At 70.1% G+C, this 17184-nt stretch carries 16 protein-coding genes, 2 tRNA genes and 2 pseudogenes; 9 read left to right on the forward strand and 11 right to left on the reverse strand.

Features of this window, described 5'->3' with window-relative positions; translation table 11 throughout:
• Window positions 1-43: 43 nt before the first annotated feature.
• Window positions 44-763, reverse strand: coding sequence for a decarboxylase (locus ACIHCQ_RS40575; RefSeq protein WP_399673975.1), 720 nt, complete (start codon window positions 761-763; stop codon window positions 44-46).
• A pseudogene (locus ACIHCQ_RS40580) lies at window positions 760-1625 on the reverse strand (decarboxylase). Before ACIHCQ_RS40580 ends, ACIHCQ_RS40575 begins: the two are co-directional and overlap by 4 nt.
• A gap of 130 nt (window positions 1626-1755) precedes the next feature.
• Here ACIHCQ_RS40580 and ACIHCQ_RS40585 point away from each other — a divergent pair.
• Together ACIHCQ_RS40585 and ACIHCQ_RS40590 are read left to right on the forward strand one after the other, a co-directional pair.
• Complete coding sequence (locus ACIHCQ_RS40585) at window positions 1756-2718, forward strand: D-2-hydroxyacid dehydrogenase (RefSeq protein ID WP_399673977.1); 963 nt, start codon at window positions 1756-1758, stop codon at window positions 2716-2718.
• Window positions 2699-4108, forward strand: a complete 1410-nt coding sequence (locus ACIHCQ_RS40590) for an amidase (RefSeq protein WP_399673979.1) — start codon at window positions 2699-2701, stop codon at window positions 4106-4108. The genes ACIHCQ_RS40585 and ACIHCQ_RS40590 overlap by 20 nt, the downstream gene beginning before the upstream one ends.
• 30 nt (window positions 4109-4138) lie before the next feature.
• Here the strand turns inward: ACIHCQ_RS40590 and ACIHCQ_RS40595 are convergent, their stop codons facing one another.
• Window positions 4139-4639 (reverse strand): DUF3830 family protein, encoded by a 501-nt coding sequence (locus ACIHCQ_RS40595; RefSeq protein WP_399673981.1) that lies wholly within the window; start codon window positions 4637-4639, stop codon window positions 4139-4141.
• 42 nt (window positions 4640-4681) lie between these two features.
• Between ACIHCQ_RS40595 and ehuB the strand changes: the two genes are divergently transcribed.
• From ehuB to ACIHCQ_RS40625, 6 genes are all read left to right on the forward strand, one after another.
• Window positions 4682-5581 (forward strand): ectoine/hydroxyectoine ABC transporter substrate-binding protein EhuB, encoded by a 900-nt coding sequence (gene ehuB, locus ACIHCQ_RS40600; protein WP_399673983.1) that lies wholly within the window; start codon window positions 4682-4684, stop codon window positions 5579-5581.
• Complete coding sequence (gene ehuC, locus ACIHCQ_RS40605; RefSeq protein WP_399673985.1) at window positions 5578-6330, forward strand: ectoine/hydroxyectoine ABC transporter permease subunit EhuC; 753 nt, start codon at window positions 5578-5580, stop codon at window positions 6328-6330. Before ehuB ends, ehuC begins: the two co-directional genes overlap by 4 nt.
• Window positions 6327-6977 carry an ectoine/hydroxyectoine ABC transporter permease subunit EhuD gene (gene ehuD, locus ACIHCQ_RS40610; RefSeq protein ID WP_399673987.1) on the forward strand — a complete coding sequence of 217 codons (651 nt, stop codon included), beginning with the start codon at window positions 6327-6329 and terminating at the stop codon, window positions 6975-6977. The genes ehuC and ehuD overlap by 4 nt, the downstream gene beginning before the upstream one ends.
• Window positions 6967-7731, forward strand: a complete 765-nt coding sequence (locus ACIHCQ_RS40615; protein ID WP_399673990.1) for an amino acid ABC transporter ATP-binding protein — start codon at window positions 6967-6969, stop codon at window positions 7729-7731. Before ehuD ends, ACIHCQ_RS40615 begins: the two co-directional genes overlap by 11 nt.
• 174 nt (window positions 7732-7905) lie before the next feature.
• Window positions 7906-8664, forward strand: coding sequence for an IclR family transcriptional regulator (locus ACIHCQ_RS40620; protein WP_399673992.1), 759 nt, complete (start codon window positions 7906-7908; stop codon window positions 8662-8664).
• 73 nt (window positions 8665-8737) lie between these two features.
• Window positions 8738-8811, forward strand: a tRNA-Lys gene (locus ACIHCQ_RS40625).
• A 431-nt stretch (window positions 8812-9242) separates the two neighbouring features.
• On the opposite strand, the gene ACIHCQ_RS40630 is transcribed toward ACIHCQ_RS40625, so the two are convergent.
• From ACIHCQ_RS40630 to ACIHCQ_RS40665, 8 genes and pseudogenes are all read right to left on the reverse strand, one after another.
• Window positions 9243-9752, reverse strand: a complete 510-nt coding sequence (locus ACIHCQ_RS40630; protein WP_399673994.1) for a PASTA domain-containing protein — start codon at window positions 9750-9752, stop codon at window positions 9243-9245.
• Entirely contained in the window at window positions 9749-10354 is a 606-nt protein-coding gene (locus ACIHCQ_RS40635; protein ID WP_399673996.1) for a SigE family RNA polymerase sigma factor, read from the reverse strand. Before ACIHCQ_RS40635 ends, ACIHCQ_RS40630 begins: the two co-directional genes overlap by 4 nt.
• A gap of 108 nt (window positions 10355-10462) precedes the next feature.
• Complete coding sequence (locus ACIHCQ_RS40640) at window positions 10463-11557, reverse strand: IS630 family transposase (RefSeq protein ID WP_399673998.1); 1095 nt, start codon at window positions 11555-11557, stop codon at window positions 10463-10465.
• An 87-nt stretch (window positions 11558-11644) separates the two neighbouring features.
• Window positions 11645-12304 carry a response regulator gene (locus ACIHCQ_RS40645; protein ID WP_399674000.1) on the reverse strand — a complete coding sequence of 220 codons (660 nt, stop codon included), beginning with the start codon at window positions 12302-12304 and terminating at the stop codon, window positions 11645-11647.
• Window positions 12283-13509, reverse strand: coding sequence for a sensor histidine kinase (locus tag ACIHCQ_RS40650; RefSeq protein ID WP_399674002.1), 1227 nt, complete (start codon window positions 13507-13509; stop codon window positions 12283-12285). The genes ACIHCQ_RS40645 and ACIHCQ_RS40650 overlap by 22 nt, the downstream gene beginning before the upstream one ends.
• Before the next feature lie 183 nt (window positions 13510-13692).
• The gene (locus tag ACIHCQ_RS40655; protein ID WP_399674004.1) at window positions 13693-14280 is read right to left on the reverse strand and encodes a lytic polysaccharide monooxygenase; all 588 of its coding nucleotides are present in this window, start codon (window positions 14278-14280) and stop codon (window positions 13693-13695) included.
• A gap of 156 nt (window positions 14281-14436) precedes the next feature.
• A complete protein-coding gene (locus ACIHCQ_RS40660) occupies window positions 14437-15618 on the reverse strand; it encodes an SPFH domain-containing protein (RefSeq protein ID WP_399674006.1) in 1182 nt (393 codons plus the stop codon).
• A 40-nt stretch (window positions 15619-15658) separates the two neighbouring features.
• A pseudogene (locus ACIHCQ_RS40665) lies at window positions 15659-16708 on the reverse strand (peptidoglycan-binding protein); the annotation flags it as partial.
• 148 nt (window positions 16709-16856) lie between these two features.
• Here ACIHCQ_RS40665 and ACIHCQ_RS40670 point away from each other — a divergent pair.
• Window positions 16857-16930: transfer RNA gene (locus tag ACIHCQ_RS40670), tRNA-Lys, on the forward strand.
• Window positions 16931-17184: the final 254 nt, after the last annotated feature.

Raw genomic sequence — 17184 nt, forward strand, 5'->3', positions numbered from 1 at the left:
GGCCAACCGCCGGGACCCTCCTGGTTATTCCGGGTCCCGGGTGTCACCACCGCTTGGCGAACAGCGTTCCCAGCTTCGCCTCCCACGTCCGCCGGTCCGCCAGCCGCAGCCCCTCCCACACCGTCACCTGGTTCGCCGTGAGGACCGGCTTGCCGAGCATCTCTTCCAGTTCGGGGAGGTACGCCACGGTGTGCAGGGCCGTGTCCGGCAGCAGCACCACCTCCGCGTCCGGATGGTCCCCGGCGCGCGCCAGCTCCAGCACCTCCGCCCGGCCCCAAGTCCCCACCTCCGCCGCAGTGACGATTCCGCTCGCCCGGTCCGCGACCACTTCCGCGCCGGACGCCTTGAGGAACGCGGTGAAGAGCTCCGTGATGTCCTGCGGATAGGTCGCGGCGACCGCGACCCGTGCCGCGCCCAGTTCCCGTACCGCGTGCACGAAGCCGAACGACGTACTCGACGCGGGCATCCCGGCGGCCAGCGCGAGGGCGCGGACCTGTTCGTGCGCCCCCTCCCAGCCGTAGACGAAGCTGCCGCTGGTGCACGCCCACACCACGGACTCCGCCCCTTCGAGCCCCAGCGTGCCCACGCCCGCCGCGAGCCGGTCCGCCGCGCCCATCCGCAGCAGCGCGTCGACGCGGTGCGCGTCCTCGCCGATGTCGGTGTGGACGACGGCCAGCCTGATGTCGCTGTCGAGCAGCACCTCCATACGCGGGTAGTCCTCCTCGGCGGCGTGCCCGGGGTAGAGGAGTCCGACCGTCGTCATGTCCACCCATCCTGTTCTTCGGACTGGATCTGCGGGAGCTGCTGGATCGGCTGGGCCTGCTGAATCGGCTGGACCGGCGGTAGCCGCTCGATGTGCCGCGCCTGCTCCTCATGGAGCAGCAGCCCCTGGTAGGGGCCTACCGCGCGCACGCCCATCCCACGCAGCGCCGCCCACATCGTCACCTGGTTCGCGGAGAGCACCGGCATCCTCAGTTCGGCCTCCAGCTGCGGAATCGCGTCGTACGTCGGCAGATTGGTACAGCTGATGAAGAGCGCGTCCGCCGCGCCCACCACCGCCTGCCGCGCCATGTCCACGACCGAGCGGTACGGCACCTTCCAGATGTGCCGGGTCAGCCCGAGAAAGGCGCGGCCTGTCACCGTTACCCCGGCTTCCGCCAGATAGTCCTCCAGCGACCGCGTCACGGATTCCGTATAGGGCGTGACCAGGGCGATTAGGGCGTGACCAGGGCGATGCGGCGGGCTCCCAGCTCGTCGAGGGCCGCGAGCAGGGCGCCGGACGTGGTCAGCGAGGGCACAGCCCCCGCCGCGGTCATCGCCGCGCACATGGCCCGCTCCCCGGCGAGGCCGCCGACGAAACTGCCCGAGGTGCAGGCGTACGCGACGACCTCGGGTTCGGACACGCCCAGCGCCCGTACCGCCTCGCCCAGCGTCTCGTGCTCGCTGACCAGGCGGGCGAGGTCGAGGGAGACCTCGACGGGCACGTACGGCGTACGGGTCAGGCGCAGCGATATCTCGTCGGGGACCCAGCGCCACAGCTCCCGGTCCAGCGCGAAATCGAAGGGGGCGACCACACCGACACCACGTTGCGGCTGTGGTCCTCCGAGAAAGGAGACGACATCCATCGCGAGCCCCCTTGAACGTATGTTGACGACGTTAGGTTCGGGTGCGAGCGTGGGTCAATCCGTACATGCCAGACTCCCCCGTATGCCCTCCGGGCACGGGAGGTTCCCCCATCGAAACGGCTTCCGCTCGATGTCCGAACGCACTCTTCTCGTACTGGCCGCCGATCCCCCGCCGCGTCTGGGCAGGCTCACCGGCCGGGTCACCGTCCGGTACGCCGACGAACGGACGCTCGCCGGTCAACTGCCCGACGCGGACGTGCTGTTGGTGTGGGACTTCACTTCCGACGCGGTACGTGACGCCTGGCCCGGCGAGGGTCCGCGCCCGCGCTGGGTGCACACGGCGAGCGCGGGGGTCGACCGGCTGCTCTGCCCCGAGCTGATCGCCTCGGACACGGTGGTCACCAACGCCCGCGGCGTCTTCGAGGAGCCGATCGCCGAGTACGTGGCCGGGCTGGTCCTCGCCATGGCCAAGGACCTCCCCGGCACCCTGGAGCTCCAGCGGCAGCGGCGCTGGCACCACCGCGAGGGCCTGCGCGTGGCGGGCAGCCGGGCGACCGTGGTGGGCGCGGGGCCGATCGGCCGGGCCGTGGCCGGGCTGCTGGAGCGGCTCGGCGTCACCGTGGCGGTGGTGGGCCGTACCGAGCGGCCCGGGATCCATGGCGCGCGGGATCTCGATCCGCTGCTCGCGCGCGCCGACTGGGTCATCTGCGCGGCCCCGCTCACCGACGCGACGCGCGGCATGTTCGACGCGCGGCGGTTCGGCGTGATGCAGCCGTCGGCGCGCTTCATCAATGTGGGGCGCGGCCCGCTGGTGGTCGAGGACGATCTTGTCGCCGCGCTGCGGAAGCGGTGGATCGCGGGGGCGGCGCTGGATGTGTTCGCCTCCGAGCCGCTGGCCCCCGAGAGCCCGCTCTGGGACGTTCCCGGGCTGATCGTCTCGCCGCACATGAGCGGCGACACGGTCGGCTGGCGCGACCGTCTGGGTGAGCAGTTCGTGGAGTTGTACGAGCTGTGGGAGGCCGGGAGGCCGTTCCCGTACGTGGTCGACAAGAAACGTGGGTACGTCCCCATGCATGACGTCTCCGCTGACTGACCTCACTGCTCACCAGTTGCTCGCCGGGTACGAGAGAGGCGACTTCTCGCCCGTCGACGCGACCCGCGAGGCCCTGGACCGGATCGAGGTCGTCCAGCCCCTGGTCAACGCCTTCGTCCGGGTCGACGCCGAACAGGCGCTGGACCAGGCGCGGGCGTCCGCCGAGCGGTGGCGCCGGAAGGAGCCGCAGGGCCTGCTCGACGGCGTGCCGGTGACGGTGAAGGACCTGTTCCTCCAGCGCGGCTCCCCGACCCTGCGCGGCTCCCGCACCATTCGCCCGGAAGGCGGCTGGGACGCGGACGCGCCGTCCGTGGCCCGGATGCGCGAGCACGGCGCGGTCTTCCTCGGCAAGACGACGACGCCCGAGTTCGGCTGGAAGGGCGTCACCGACTCCCCGCTGACCGGGGTGACCTGCAATCCGTACGACCCCGGCCGCACCTCGGGCGGGTCCAGCGGCGGCAGCGCCGCGGCCGTGGCGCTCGGCGCTGGTGCGATGTCCATCGGCACGGACGGCGGCGGCTCGGTCCGTATCCCGGCGTCCTTCTGCGGGATTTTCGGCTTCAAACCCACGTACGGGCGCGTGCCGCTGTATCCCTCCAGCCCCTTCGGGACGCTCGCGCACGCGGGCCCGATGACGCGTGACGCGGCGGACGCGGCGCTGCTGCTCGATGTGATCAGCGGCGAGGACTGGCGTGACTGGTCGCAGCTGGGCAGCCCGGCGGGCAGCTTCCGCGAGGGGCTCGCGGACGGGGTGAAGGGGCTGCGGATCGCCTACTCGCCGTCGTTCGGCGGCCAGGTCGCGGTGCGCCCGGCGGTCGCGTCGGCGGTACGGGGGGCGGTGGGGGCGCTGGCGGGCCTCGGCGCGTACATCGAGGAGGCCGACCCCGATTTCGCCGAGCCGGTGGAGGCGTTCCACACCCTGTGGTTCAGCGGCGCGGCCCGGGTGGTGCAGCAGCTGCGCGCGGAGCAGCGGGAGCTGCTCGATCCGGGGCTGCGCGAGATCTGCCGGATCGGCGCGCAGTACAGCGCGCTGGATTACCTGGCGGCCGTGGACGTCCGGATGGAGCTGGGGCGGCGCATGGGTCGGTTCCACACCTCGTACGACCTGCTGGTCACGCCGACTCTGCCGATCACGGCCTTCGAGGCGGGCGCCGAGACGCCGGCCCACTCCGGGCACCGCCGGTGGACGGGGTGGACGCCCTTCACGTACCCCTTCAACCTGACGCAGCAGCCCGCCGCGACGGTGCCGTGCGGGGTGGACAAGGACGGGCTGCCGATCGGGGTGCAGCTGGTGGGGGCGCGCCACGCGGACGCGCTGGTGCTGCGGGCGGCGCACGCGCTGTACGAGTCGGGGGCGGCCACGATCCCCGGCCCGCCGGCAGCCCTTTAAGCCTTTAAGCCCCTTTAGCCTTTAAGCCCTTTAAGCGCGGCGGAAGCTGAGGGTCTCTCCCAGCGCCCCCGCCCGCCACAGGTCCTGACAAGCCTCGGCCATCCGGTCGAGGCCCTCGACCACCGTGCCCCAGACGATGCCGGGGACCCACCCCGTATCGCCGTTGAGCAGCAGATTGTTGCGTTCGTAGAAGAGCGCGAGGTCGACGACGGTGGGCCGTCCCGCGTGGGCGGCCTGCTCCCCGTATCCGTACGACGTCGTGCCCAACTGCACATCGGAGAAGGTGAAATAGCACAGATCGCCCGGAATCGGGGTCACGGTGGGGTTCTCCAGCGGCGGTTCCCGCTCCGCGAAAGCCGGGAGCAGAGCGTAGATCTCATTACGGGCATACTTCGCGTGATAGACATCTCCGCCGAGCGGCAGCGCGTCCCAGACCGCCGCACACGTCAGCGGGGCCTTGTCGGTCAGGAGCCGCGCGGTGCAGCGTACGCCGCGCTTGTCCAGGGCTACGGTCAGGTATCGGTCGGCCATCCCGTACGCATACCCCGCGTGGTCGCGGGTAGCCGCGCGCCCATGGCTCGCACACAAAAGGCTCCTCCACGACAGACAGGATCGCTCCGCAGACGCACTCTGCTGCTCGGCTCCGCGGCTCTCGGCGCGCTCGGCGCCACGGGCGGCGCGGCCGGATGCAGCCGGGTGCCGTCCGGAGACGCCCTCGCCCGGCTGAAATCCCAGGGCACGGTGCGGCTCGGCATCGCGGGCGAGGCCCCCTACGGCTACGTAGACGACCAGGGGGATTTCACCGGAGAGGCCCCTGAACTGGCCCGGGTCATCTTCAAGCGGCTGGGCGTCGACAGCGTCCAGCCCGTCGCCACCGACTTCGCCTCGCTCATTCCCGGGCTGAACTCGCAGCAGTTCGACGTGGTCTCGGCCGGGATGTACATCAACCCCGAGCGCTGCCAGCAGGTCATCTTCGCCGACCCCGAGTACCAGATGCTCGACTCGTTCATCGTGCGCAAGGGCAATCCGAAGGATCTGCACAGCTACGAGGACGTGGTGCGGGCCAAAGCACGGCTCGCCACCGGCACCGGCTACGCGGAGATCGGATACGCGGTCGCCGCCGGCATCCCCGAGAAGGACATCGTCATCCTCCAGGACCCGGTGGCAGGGCTCAACGCGGTCGAGTCCGGCCGTATCGACGTCTTCGCCGGTACGGCGCTGACCGCCCGCCAGGTCGTCGCGAAGAGCCGCAAGGCGGAAGCGACCGAGCCGTTCGCGGCCGTGGTCGACGGCGAGAAGCAGATCGACGGCGGCGGCTTCGCCTTCCGCCCCACCGACACCGAGCTGCGTGACGCCTTCAATGTCGAGATCCACAAGATGAAGAAGAGCGGCGAACTCTTCCGCATCCTCAAGCCGTTCGGCTTCACCCAGAACGAGATGACCACACTCACTGCCAAGGAGCTGTGCCGATGACAGCCGGACTATGGCAGAACTGGGTACTCCCGGGCATCTGGATCACCATCCAGCTGCTGGTCTACAGCGCGGCGCTGGCCGCGGTCGTCGCCTTCACGGTCGGCATCGCCCGCACCCACCGCTCGCGCGTGGTCCGCTTCCTCGCGGGCTTCTACACCGAGATATTCCGGGGCACGTCGGCGCTGGTGCTGATGTTCTGGCTGTTCTTCGTGGTGCCGCCGCTGCTGGGCTGGCAGCTGGTGCCGATGTGGGCGGCGGTGGTCGCGCTGGGTCTGTCGTACGGGGCGTACGGCGCCGAGATCGTGCGGGGCGCGCTGCTGGCGGTGTCTCCGGCGCAGCGTGAGGCGGGGGTGGCGCTCAGCTTCACCCCCGCGCAGCGAATGCGGCTGATCATGCTGCCGCAGGCGGTGCCCGAGATGATCCCGTCCTTCTGCAATCTGCTCATCGAGCTGCTCAAGGGCACGGCGCTGGTGTCGCTGCTGGGCGTCGGGGACGTCTCCTTCGCCGCGTATCTGGTGCGGCTGGCGACGCAGGAGAGCGCGCAGATCTACACCATCTCCCTGGTGATCTACTTCGTGATCGCCTTCGTCGTGACGCGCTCCATGAAGGCGCTGGAGCGGATGACGAAGCGGAACATCGGCATCGAGCCCGAGGGCGGCGGCATCGCCGGGCTGGTCGGCGGGATGTTCGGCGGGCGGGGAACGGACAAGATCGCGGGCACCACCGTGATCGGAGGTGGCACCAAGTGACCTGGGACTGGTCCGCGGTCGCGGACTTCATGCCACGCTTCTGGGACGGCGTGCTCATCACGCTGCAGGTCCTGGCGCTGGGCTCGCTGATCTCCTTCTCGCTCGGCCTGGTCTGGGCGATCGGATTCCGCGCGCCGACCCGCTTCATCCGGTGGCCGGTGAGCCTGGTCACCGAGTTCATCCGCACCACACCACTGCTGGTGCAGCTCTTCTTCCTGTACTTCGTGCTGCCGGAGTGGGGCGTTCAGTTCTCGGCCCTGACCACCGGCACGGTCGCGATCGGGGTGCACTACTCGACGTACACCGCGCAGGTCTACCGGGCGGGGATCGAAGCCGTACCGGCGGGTCAGTGGGAAGCGGCGACGGCGCTGAGCCTGCCCGCACACCGCACCTGGATCGCGGTGATCCTGCCGCAGGCGATCCGCCGCGTCGTACCGGCGCTGGGCAACTACGTCATCGCGATGCTGAAGGACACACCGCTGCTCGCCGCGATCGGCGTGCTGGAGATGCTGCAGCAGTCGCGGCTGGAGAGCGCGTCGACCTTCCAGTACACGGAACCGCTGACCGTGATCGGCATCGCCTTCATCCTCATCGCCTACCCGGCTTCCCTTCTCGTACGAGCCCTGGAGCGCCGCCTTGTCCGCTGACACGACTACCCCCGCCCCTGGCGAACTGATCCGCTTCCACAATGTGACGAAGCGCTTCGGCGACACCACCGTGCTGGACGATCTCTGCTTCTCCGTACAGCCCGGAAAGCACGTCACACTGATCGGCCCGTCCGGCTCCGGCAAGACGACGATCCTGCGGCTGCTGATGACCCTGGAGTCGCCCGACGAGGGCACGATCGAGGTCAGCGGCCAGCGGCTGTTCCCGGCCGCCGAAAAGGAGCGCCGCGAGGCGCGCAAGCAGATCGGCATGGTCTTCCAGCAGTTCAACCTGTTCCCGAACATGACGGTCCTGCGGAACCTCACCGAGGCTCCGGTGCGAGTGCTCGGCCTGTCCAAGGACGAGGCGGCGGAGCGCGCGAAGGGCCTGTTGGACCTGGTGGGCCTCGCCGACCGGGCCGACGCCAAGCCGACGCAGCTGTCCGGCGGCCAGCAGCAGCGGGTGGCGATAGCCCGGGCGCTGGCGATGCGGCCTCAGGTGCTGCTGCTGGACGAGGTGACATCGGCGCTCGACCCCGAGCTGGTGGCGGGGGTGCTGGACGTACTGCGCGACATCGCCCGCTCGACCGACATCACGATGCTCTGCGTCACGCACGAGATGAATTTCGCGCGGGACATCTCGGACGACGTCCTGATGTTCGACGCGGGAAAGGTGATCGAGTCGGGTTCGCCGGAGAAGATGTTCTCCGCGCCGGAACACGAACGTACGCGCGAGTTCCTCGGCGCGGTGCTCTGACGCTCTGACGTCCACAGCCGCGAGGCACGAATGCCTATGGCATATGCCAGAGTGGTGAGCCCCAGCTTATGGGCTGGGGCTCACCATCATTCTCGGTAACAGCCGCCCCTCAAACGGCTCTTGACCGCTATCGTGGTACGGAAGCTTGCGGTCACAACCTGCTGGGGGGAAACCGTGGCGCTTAAGCCAGAACCGACCGCACCGTTCCACTCGGTGCAATACGTCCTGCGGGTTCTTGAAACGATCTCCAAGCACGGCGGCGGCGTCACCGACGTCCAGATAGCCCGTGAGACGGGGCTGCCGACCGGGCACCTCGCGCCCATGCTGGCGATGCTGCGCCACGAGAGCTATGTGGAGCAGGTCGCGGACGGCGCGTATGTGATCGGCGACTCCATGGTCCTGCTCGGCTCCGGCGTCACCCGCAAGCAGGCGCTGGAGGCCAGGCTCCAGGAGACCCTCACGGAGCTGCGCGACTCGGTCGGCGCGGCGATCTACATCAGCCGGTACATCGACGGAGAGGTGAAGATCACCCAGTTCGCCGATGGCCCGCGCACCCCGAAGGTCAACGAGTGGGTGGACTTCCGCTCGGCGGCGCACGCGAGCGCGATCGGCAAATGCCTGCTGACCCAGCTCGACCAGAACGGCCGCCGCGATCATCTCGCCCGCCACAAGACCGCCCGCCTCACCTCGCGGACGATCACCAGCGAGAAGCTGCTCTTCTCCAAGCTGGACAGCCAGCCGCCGACCGTCCCGGTCCTGGACCTCCAGGAGTACGCGGTGGGCACGGTCTGCGCGGCGGTCCCGCTGACGGCGGGCGCGGCTGTGGGCTGCCTGGCGCTGTCCCTGCCGATCGAGCACGCGCACCGGCTGCGCTCGGCGGCGGACACACTGAACCGCAGGGCGGCTCCGGTGGTGCTGTCGCTGGCGCTCTAGCCGTATCCGGGCGTGCCGCGCGTGGGTGTGCGCGGGCATCCCTCCCGACCAGGTACTATTTACGGGTCAGCAGGCGCCGCTAGCTCAGTTGGTTAGAGCAGCTGACTCTTAATCAGCGGGTCCGGGGTTCGAGTCCCTGGCGGCGCACAACTGATCAGCTGGGGCTTCTCGGTCTTCCGAGGGGCCCCAGCTGCGTTTCCCAGTCTGTGTTTCCTAGTGGCTCGGCTCGCATCGTTGGCCGGGTAATCGACGTGTTGCCCGGTGGTCAGCAGACTGTCTTCAGGACTTGATCTTGGAGGTGGTCGTGGGACGTCGACCGAGTGAGTTCGTCCGGCCGGTCAGCATGGACGAGGGCCACAGGCTGCAGCGGATCAGCCGGACGGCGAAGGATCCGGTCCGGTTGCGCCGGGCGATCGTGGTGCTGATGTCCGCTCAGGGCCAGAGCGTCAAGGACATCACCTCGTTGATGCAGGTCAGAGCTTTAACGGCTGGGGTTGCGGCGCTGCCCGTCGCACGCCCTGCCCCCGTTCCTCCCGGCACCGGTACCGGGAGGAACGGGATGCTGGAAGCGTCTCCGGTCAGCCGGAGCAGAGGGTCAAGTTGACCGTGTCGCCGTTGGTCACGGTCTTCGGGCTGTGGGGGTCGACCGCGATGACCGTGCCCGGCTTGAGGTTCTTGCCGCAGTCCGTCTCGCTGACCGTGCCGAGCTTGAGCTGGGACTTCAGCAACTGCTGCTTGGCGAACTCCAGGTCGTGGCCCAACAAGCTGATCGCGAACTTGCGCCACTTCAGAAGGCTGGCGGCGGCGTCGTCGTCGGTCGTTGCGGTCGTTGCGGCGGCAGGCTTCTGGGCGTCCGGACCGCTGGTGACGGCGGTGGCCAGGGCGGTGCCGCCACCGGCCACGATGAGCGCGGCGGCGATGCCGGCTATGGCCGTGGCCCGCTTGCGACGGGCTCCGCGCTCGATGCCCGCGGTGTCGAAACGCGGCGCGTCGGCGGCGTTCACGTAGTCGTTCATGGCATTCACCAGTTCCTCTTCGAAGGGTGTGTAACCGGTGCAGCCGGAAGGCCGCGAACTGAACGAAGTCATGGGGTTCCTTCCGTGGGCTGCCGCGGGGAAGGGTCGGAGAGCGCGGGGAACCGGCTTCTGAGTTTTTGGATGCCGCGGGCGAGCTGGGACCGCACGGTGCTCGGCGAGATCCTCAGGTCGGCCGCGATCTCGGCATCGGACAGATCGTGGAAGTACCGCAGCACCACGACCGTGCGCATCCGCATCGGCAGCTCCTGAAGGGCGCGGACCAGCTGGTCCCTGCTGTCCACACGCCCATACGCGTCGCCCGGAGCCATTCGGTCGCCGCCGTCCTGGTGCGGAACCGTGCGGCGGAACCTGCGCCACCGGTCGTTGGCCAGGTTCACCATGATCCGCCGTACGTAGGCGTCCGGGGCGTCCTTGGCGGCGATCGTGCGCCACTTGCGGCAGGCCCGTTCCAGGGTTTCCTGGACCAGGTCTTCCGCTGCCTCGCGGTTGCCCGTCAAGACGAGGGCGCCGCGGAACAACGCGTTCGACCGGGCGGCGACGAAGCCGGGGAAATCGATCTCCCCTTCCGCTTCCGGCGCTGATTCCGCCTCCGACGCGACCGACTCGGCCCCGCCGAGGTCCGCGGCACGCTTCCACTCAGTTGCCAGATCCACATGCTCCTCCCTTCCTGTCACCCCTCCTCGACGCGGAAGTCCTCCCATCTGCTGCACGGCCACAATGAGAGCTGGGTCACAGGGCGAGGTTTCACATCTGGTGGCTTGTCAAGCAGCCTTGGCCGGGTATTTCGTCCACTGACGGATCGGTGAGTCGGGGGCGAAGTTGGTCTTGGGTTCGGCGCGGGCGTTGCGCCAGCGGATGTAGGCGCCGATGGCGGCGTTCTGTTCTGCGTGGGTGCGGTGGTCGGTGCCATTGAGTGCGAAGTAGCGCAGAGCGGCGAACTCCGATTCGATCCAGTTCAGCCATGAGCCGTAGGTCGGCAGGAAGACCAGTTCCATGTCATTGGCGGCGGCCCAGATGCGGACCTCGGCGTGTTTGTGCGGGGAGAAGTTGTCCACGACGACGTACAGCTTCTCCCCGGGCCAGCGGGAGCGCAGGCTCTTGAGCAGGCCGAGGAACTCGCGCCACCGCTTGCGCCGGCGGATCCGGTAGTAGACCTTTCCGGTGGTCAGGTCGAGGGCGGCAAGCATGTACATCACACCGCTGTAGCGGTTGTAGGTTGCCCGCAGCCGACGGGGCCTGGCAGCCGGACGCCACGCTTTGCCCTTGCGGGGCATCAGGTTCAGCGGGCCGAACTCGTCGACGCAGATGACCCGCCCGTCCGCCGGCGGGGTGTCGTACAACGCCAGGACCCGGTGCATCTTGGCGATGAAGTCCGGGTCGCTGGACGCCTTCCAGGTCGTGGTGGTCTGCCAGGAGATCTTGCCCTCGCGCAGGATGCGCCGCAGGGTCTCCCGGCTGATCCCGGGCACCACGCCCCAGGTGACCAGGTGCCCGGCGAGCTTGGCCAGGCTCCAGGTGGAGAACGCAGCGATGTTCCAGTCCGCGGGGGACGTCCGGGCGATCAGACGGATGTGCTCGCGCACCCGCTCACTGATCGTCGGGCGTCCCCCGCTCCATTTTGGGTCCAGTGCATCAAACCCCCGCTCGTTGAAGGCATGGATGACATCGCGCACGTAATCCTCGCTGACCTGCATCAACGAGGTGATGTCCTTGACGCTCTGGCCCTGAGCGGACATCAGCACCACGATCGCCCGGCGCAACCGGACCGGATCCTTCGCCGTCCGGCTGATCCGCTGCAGCCTGTGGCCCTCGTCCATGCTGACCGGCCGGACAAACACACTCGGTCGACGTCCCACGACCACCTCCAAGATCAAGTCCTGAAGACAGTCTGCTGACCACCGGGCAACACGTCGATTACCCGGCCAACGATGCGAGCCGAGCCACTAGTCGCGGAGGAACGCGAGGACCGCCAGTACCCTGCGATGCGTGTCCCCGGCCGGCGGCAGGTCGAGTTTGCCCAGGATGTTGCCGATGTGCTTGCCGACGGCCGCCTCCGTGACCACCAGCGCGCGGGCGATCGCCCCGTTCGACTTGCCCTCCGCGACCAGGCCGAGAACCTCGCGTTCGCGCGGCGTCAGCGCGGCGAGCGGGTCGCGGCGGCGGCGCAGCAGCTGCCGTACGACTTCGGGGTCCACGACCGTGCCACCGGCCGCGACCCGGGTGAGCGCGTCGGCGAACTCCTCGACCTGGCCGACGCGGTCCTTGAGCAGATAGCCGACGCCGGTGCCGTCGCCCGCGTCGAGCAGCTCGGTGGCGTACGAACGCTGGACGTACTGGCTGAGCACCAGCACCGGCAGCGACGGGCGCTCGGCCCGCAGGGCGACGGCGGCGCGCAGCCCCTCGTCCTGGAAGCCGGGCGGCATCCGGACGTCCGTAACGACGATGTCCGGCTCGTGCTCGGCCACCGCGTCCCGCAGGGCGTCCGCGTCGCCGACCGCCGCGACGGTCTCGTGCCCGAAGCGGCCCAGCAGCCCGATCAGCCCCTCGCGCAGCAGCACGCTGTCCTCGGCCAGCACTACTCTCAGCGGTCGGTGAGTCGGCACGGGATCTCCACACGCAGCACGGTCGGCCCGCCCGGCGGGCTGGTGATCGTCAGTGTCCCATCCAGGACGGCGATACGGTCGGCGAGCCCGGTGAGCCCGCTGCCGTGCGCGGCGTCCGCGCCGCCGTCGCCGTCGTCGCGCACCTCGACCTCCAGCCTGTCCTGCCTGTGCCGGGCGGTGAGCCGTGCGCGGGCCGCGCCGCTGTGCTTGGCGACGTTCGCGAGGGCCTCGCACACCGCGAAGTACGCGGCGGTCTCGACGGACTGGTCCAGCCGGGGCAGCTCGATGTCCATGTCCACGGGCACGGCGGACCGGTCGGCCGCGTCGGCGAGGGCCGCGCCGAGCCCGTAGTCGGCGAGCACCTGCGGATGGATGCCCTGGATCAGCTCGCGCAGCTCGGCGAGGACGCGCCCGGCCTCGCCGTGGGCCGTCGCGAGCCGGTCGGCCAGCGGCCCGGCGGGGGCGTCGAGCCGTGCGAGCCCGAGCGTCATGGTCAGCGCGACGAGACGCTGCTGGGCGCCGTCGTGCAGATCCCGCTCGATACGCCGCCGTTCGGCCTCGAAGGCGCTCACCAGCCGCGCCCGGGACCGGGTCACCTCGCTGAGCCGGTCCCGCCGCTCCCCCTCGCGCGGCGCGAGCAGCAGCCGGGTCAGCTGGGCGCGCGCGGCGGCCAGCGCGGCGAGCGGATACAGCAGTACGGCGAGGAGTACGAGCCCGACGGCCGCCGCGCCGAACGCCTGCGGGTAGGACGTGACCAGCACCGTCTTGGCGACGCGGGCCTCCTCCCCGTCGAACGCGAGCTGCACGGGCGCGGCCATGACGGTGACGGGCACCCCGACGCCGCCGGCGACGGCCAGCAGATCGAGCGGCCACAGCACGAGCGCGTGCAGCAGCCCGTACACCAGCTCCCGCCAGGTCGCCTGCTCGGCGAGCCGCAGCCGCAACCAGGCGGCGAGACCGGGTTCGGCGGGGGTGCGGTGGGGGCTGGGGGCGGGCTCGGGGTCGACGATCCGCAGCCTGCGCCGCTCGACGACGGCGAGGGCGACTCCGGCGAGGACGAGCAGGGGCAGTCCGACGAGCAGCACGGAGAACACGACCAGCACGAGCAGCACGAGGAGCGCGGGAACTCCGGTGAGCGCACTGCTCCCGAGATACCCGGCGGCGCGCCAGGGCGAGGCGGTGCGGGTGAGGACGGCGGGGGTCATGGGGCTCACGGTAGGTGTACCTGGGGCTCCGCCCCAGACCCCGGTCCTCAATCGCCGGACGGGCTGGAAAACCAGCCTCGCCGGCGTTTGAGGCGCGGGGTTCGGGGCGGAGCCCCGACAAGGGCCCGAGGGCAGCGCCCCCGACCAGGGCCCGCGCCCCGCGCCGTCATCGCTGACGGACGGTCAGAACCTGACGTCCGAGCAGGCATAGAACGCGTTCGACGTGTCGTGCACCGCCCACACCGCCAGAATCATGTGCCGCCCCGACCGCGTCGGCAGCCTCCCCGAGTGCGACAGCGTCTCCGGCGGCTGGTTGCCGCCGTACGGAACCGTCAGGAACGGCTGCGTCTCCAGCGCCGCCCTCGTCAGCGGCACGTTCGCGTTCCACCCGGGCTTGGTCATGTAGTACTTGAAGTCGGTTGTCCGGTGCATGGCCGTGAACCGCCACCGGAAGGTGTGGTTCGCACCCGACGTGAGCTTGGTCGTGGGCCATGCCCCGCCGCGCTGATCGTCCAGCTGCGCGAACTGGCCGAGACCGGCCGAGCAGAGCTTCCCGTTCGCGGGACCCCCCGCCGGGAACCCCTTCGGACCCTCGACGCTCTGCGGCTCCCATTGGATGTTGCCGCAGTTGGTGACCGTGCCGTTGGCACAGAGCTTCTGACGGCTGATCGGCGACTCGGTGTAGCCGTGGCTGTTGGCACTGCCGCCGGCGAGCATGGTGGTGCCCGCCACAGCGAGGCCGACCAGGGCCGCGCCTATTTTGTTTCGCATGCTTTGCTCCAGGAGAACGTGGGGGAAGTTCCATGAGCCGTGCCGCACGCGTGCGTTGGAACAGAACTGCGGTCTAGACCAACTCCAATGTATGGACGGGAAGTCGTCATGTCCAGACCAATGCCCGGCCAATGTCCAGACCAATGTCCGGAGCGGTCATGAACCTTCCGCCGCCCCCGCCCGCCCCGTATAGAAGGCGATCGTGAGGTCCTTCACGAGCGCCTTGCGCTCGTAGTCGTCCAGTTCGACCAACCCCCGCGCGGTGAGCCGGTGCACCGTGTCGTCCACCGCGTCGACCACCGAAGTCAGCACGCTCTCCCGGTGTTTCGCGTCGATCGCGGCGATCCGCCTGCGCCGCATCGCCGCCGCCACCTCCGGCGCGTACTCGATCCCCGTCGGCTGCGCCGAGAAGACCTCGATCCCCACCGGCGCGCACTCCGCCGCGAGCATCCAGGTCAGCGAGTCCCCGACCGCCTCGGCGTTACGCAGGGTGGGCGCGGCCTCGTGGAACGCGTCGGCCGGCAGTTGCGAGAGCACCCGCGCCATCGCCGCCTCCACCTGCTCGCGCAGATACTCCTCATGGTCCTCGACGCCGAGCGCCGCCCGTGCCGTGTCCCTGACCCGCCACACCACCAGCACGACCACGCGCAGCGCGGTGCCGTCCGCGTCGACCGCGGGCATCGGTTCGCTGCGCCAGTGCCGCAGCCGTACGTCGACCCGGCGGCGCAGCACCAGCGGGCTCAGCCACACCAGTCCCGTACGCCGCACGCTCCCCTGGTAGTCGCCCCAGAACGTCAGCACCCAGGCATAGCCGACCAGCCCGCGCCCAAGCCCGCCGAAGGCGAAGAGCGCGACGAGCACGCCCATCGTGAGCAGGCCCCACATCCCGATGCCGATGCCGTGGTACGGATACGGGGTCAGCCCCAGCAGCCGGGTCACCCGGACCGGCAGCACGCCGAGCCCCCACAGCAGCGCGCCGATCCCGGCGAGCGCGCACGCCCCGGCGACCAACCCGGTCCAGCCGGGCAGCACGGGCGCGGCCCGCTCACAGAGGTCCGGGTCGACGGGCGGCGCGGGCCTGGTGGTCGTCCCCCCACGACCGGGCCTCCGGAACCCGGTCGCCGCAGACGACGCAGGCCATGCCACCTTCGGCTGTTCTCCGGTGCCCTGCCGCCTGGCAACCACCGCGGGCCGCAGGCCGATCGACCGCGAGTCGTCGTCGCGGAAGAGGAGATGGACAGGGATCTCGGTGGTCGGCTCCTGCCCGATGACCGGGTGGTGCGGGACCTTGGGCTGCGGCACGGTGTCCTCCGGCCCCTCCGAGGTCGTGGTGTTCATGACTGCCGCCTCCGCGAGGTCGTTGTCGTCAGGTACGGAAGAGCCGCCGCCAGGTCTCGGGCCCCGGGAACCCGTCGGCCGCCCCGCCGCGCCACCCCTGGGCGCGCTGGAACGCCTGGACATTGCGCCGGTCCGCCTCGCTCCAGCGCGGCCCGGGCCCCTGCGCGTAATGCTTGCCGAAGCCGCGCTCGACGAGCTGTCGGCCGAGCTGGGTGACGTACGCGCTGGACCGGCCGGGCCGGAAGTACCCGCGCCCCGGGAACGCGGGCAGCCTCGCCGCCTTCGCCCCGCCCGTGGTCGTCGTCGTGCTCCCGGCCAGGCCGTTGTAGCGGTAGGGCAGGTACTTGTCGGAGTTCTCCCAGTACGCCATGGGCGTGACCTGCTTACGGGTGTGCGGCTTCGTCTGCTCGTACGCGACGTAGTAGGTGTGCGTGAAGTCGGTCCAGCCGCCGAAGATCGTGACGTGCGAGCCGTTGGACGGATTGTCGGGATTGTGGAAGAGCAGGATGTCGCCGGGCTGCAGCTCCTCGCGCGTGATGCGCGTGCCGAACCGGGCGAGGCTTCCCGTCCACTCGTTGCCCGCCAGCTGCCACGCCATCGAGACGAAGCCCGAGCAGTCCTGTCGGTACCCGTCGGACCAGTACTGCTGCATGCTGTACGGGACCTGGGCGGCCACCCAGCGCTTGGCGCGGTTGATGATGTCGGCCCGGGTGATCCGGCGCTGCGGGGCCGGGGACCCCGCGGCGGGCCGGCCCGAGGGCCCGGGGAGCGGGCGGCCGTGCAGCGGTCCGGTGCTGCCCTGCTCGGTGCCGGGGTCCGGCTCCACGGCGACTTCCGTACGGTCCGTACGGTCCGTACTGGCGGTGACCGCGCCCGCCGCGGGGGCGACGGCAGTCGCTGTCGCCGTCGCTGCCGCTGTCGCCGGGCCGCCTCCCAGCACGACGCCCGCCGCGGCGACCACGACGAGCGCCTTGCGGCAGCCGTGCACGGACGGGTGCCCTCCGGCGGCGAGGGCGCGACGCTGCTGAGCGCAGCCCGCACAGTCGCAGTCGGCGGCGGGCTCGTACTCCTCGAACACCGGCACGGTCATGCGTGACCTCTCCGCACTCGTCAAGATCTTCTGCCTTCACCGCATTTTGACGGACTAAAGGTAGGAAAAGACCATCCGACAGGCCGGAACGATCACATAATGGCGCGGAGCACTCGCAGCGGTCGGGTAAAGTTCTCCGGGTCAGCAGGCGCCGCTAGCTCAGTTGGTTAGAGCAGCTGACTCTTAATCAGCGGGTCCGGGGTTCGAGTCCCTGGCGGCGCACGCGAATCTGAGGCCCCTCACCTGTGGTGAGGGGCCTTGGTCATTCTCAGCCCCGGCATCATCAACCTCGCCGGCGTGAAACCAAGCCTCGCCGGCGTTTGAGGCGATCTTCAGCCCCGCCGGCGTTTGAGTCGCGGGGGTTCGGGGGCAGCGCCCCCGACAACGACCCGCACCCCCGCCCCCCCCCCCCCCCCCCGGGGCCCCCCCCCCCCGGGGGGGCGGGGGGGTGGGGAAGAGTGTGGGTTACACTGTAG

The organism is Streptomyces sp. NPDC052236, assembly GCF_044548015.1.
GTDB lineage: Bacteria > Actinomycetota > Actinomycetes > Streptomycetales > Streptomycetaceae > Streptomyces.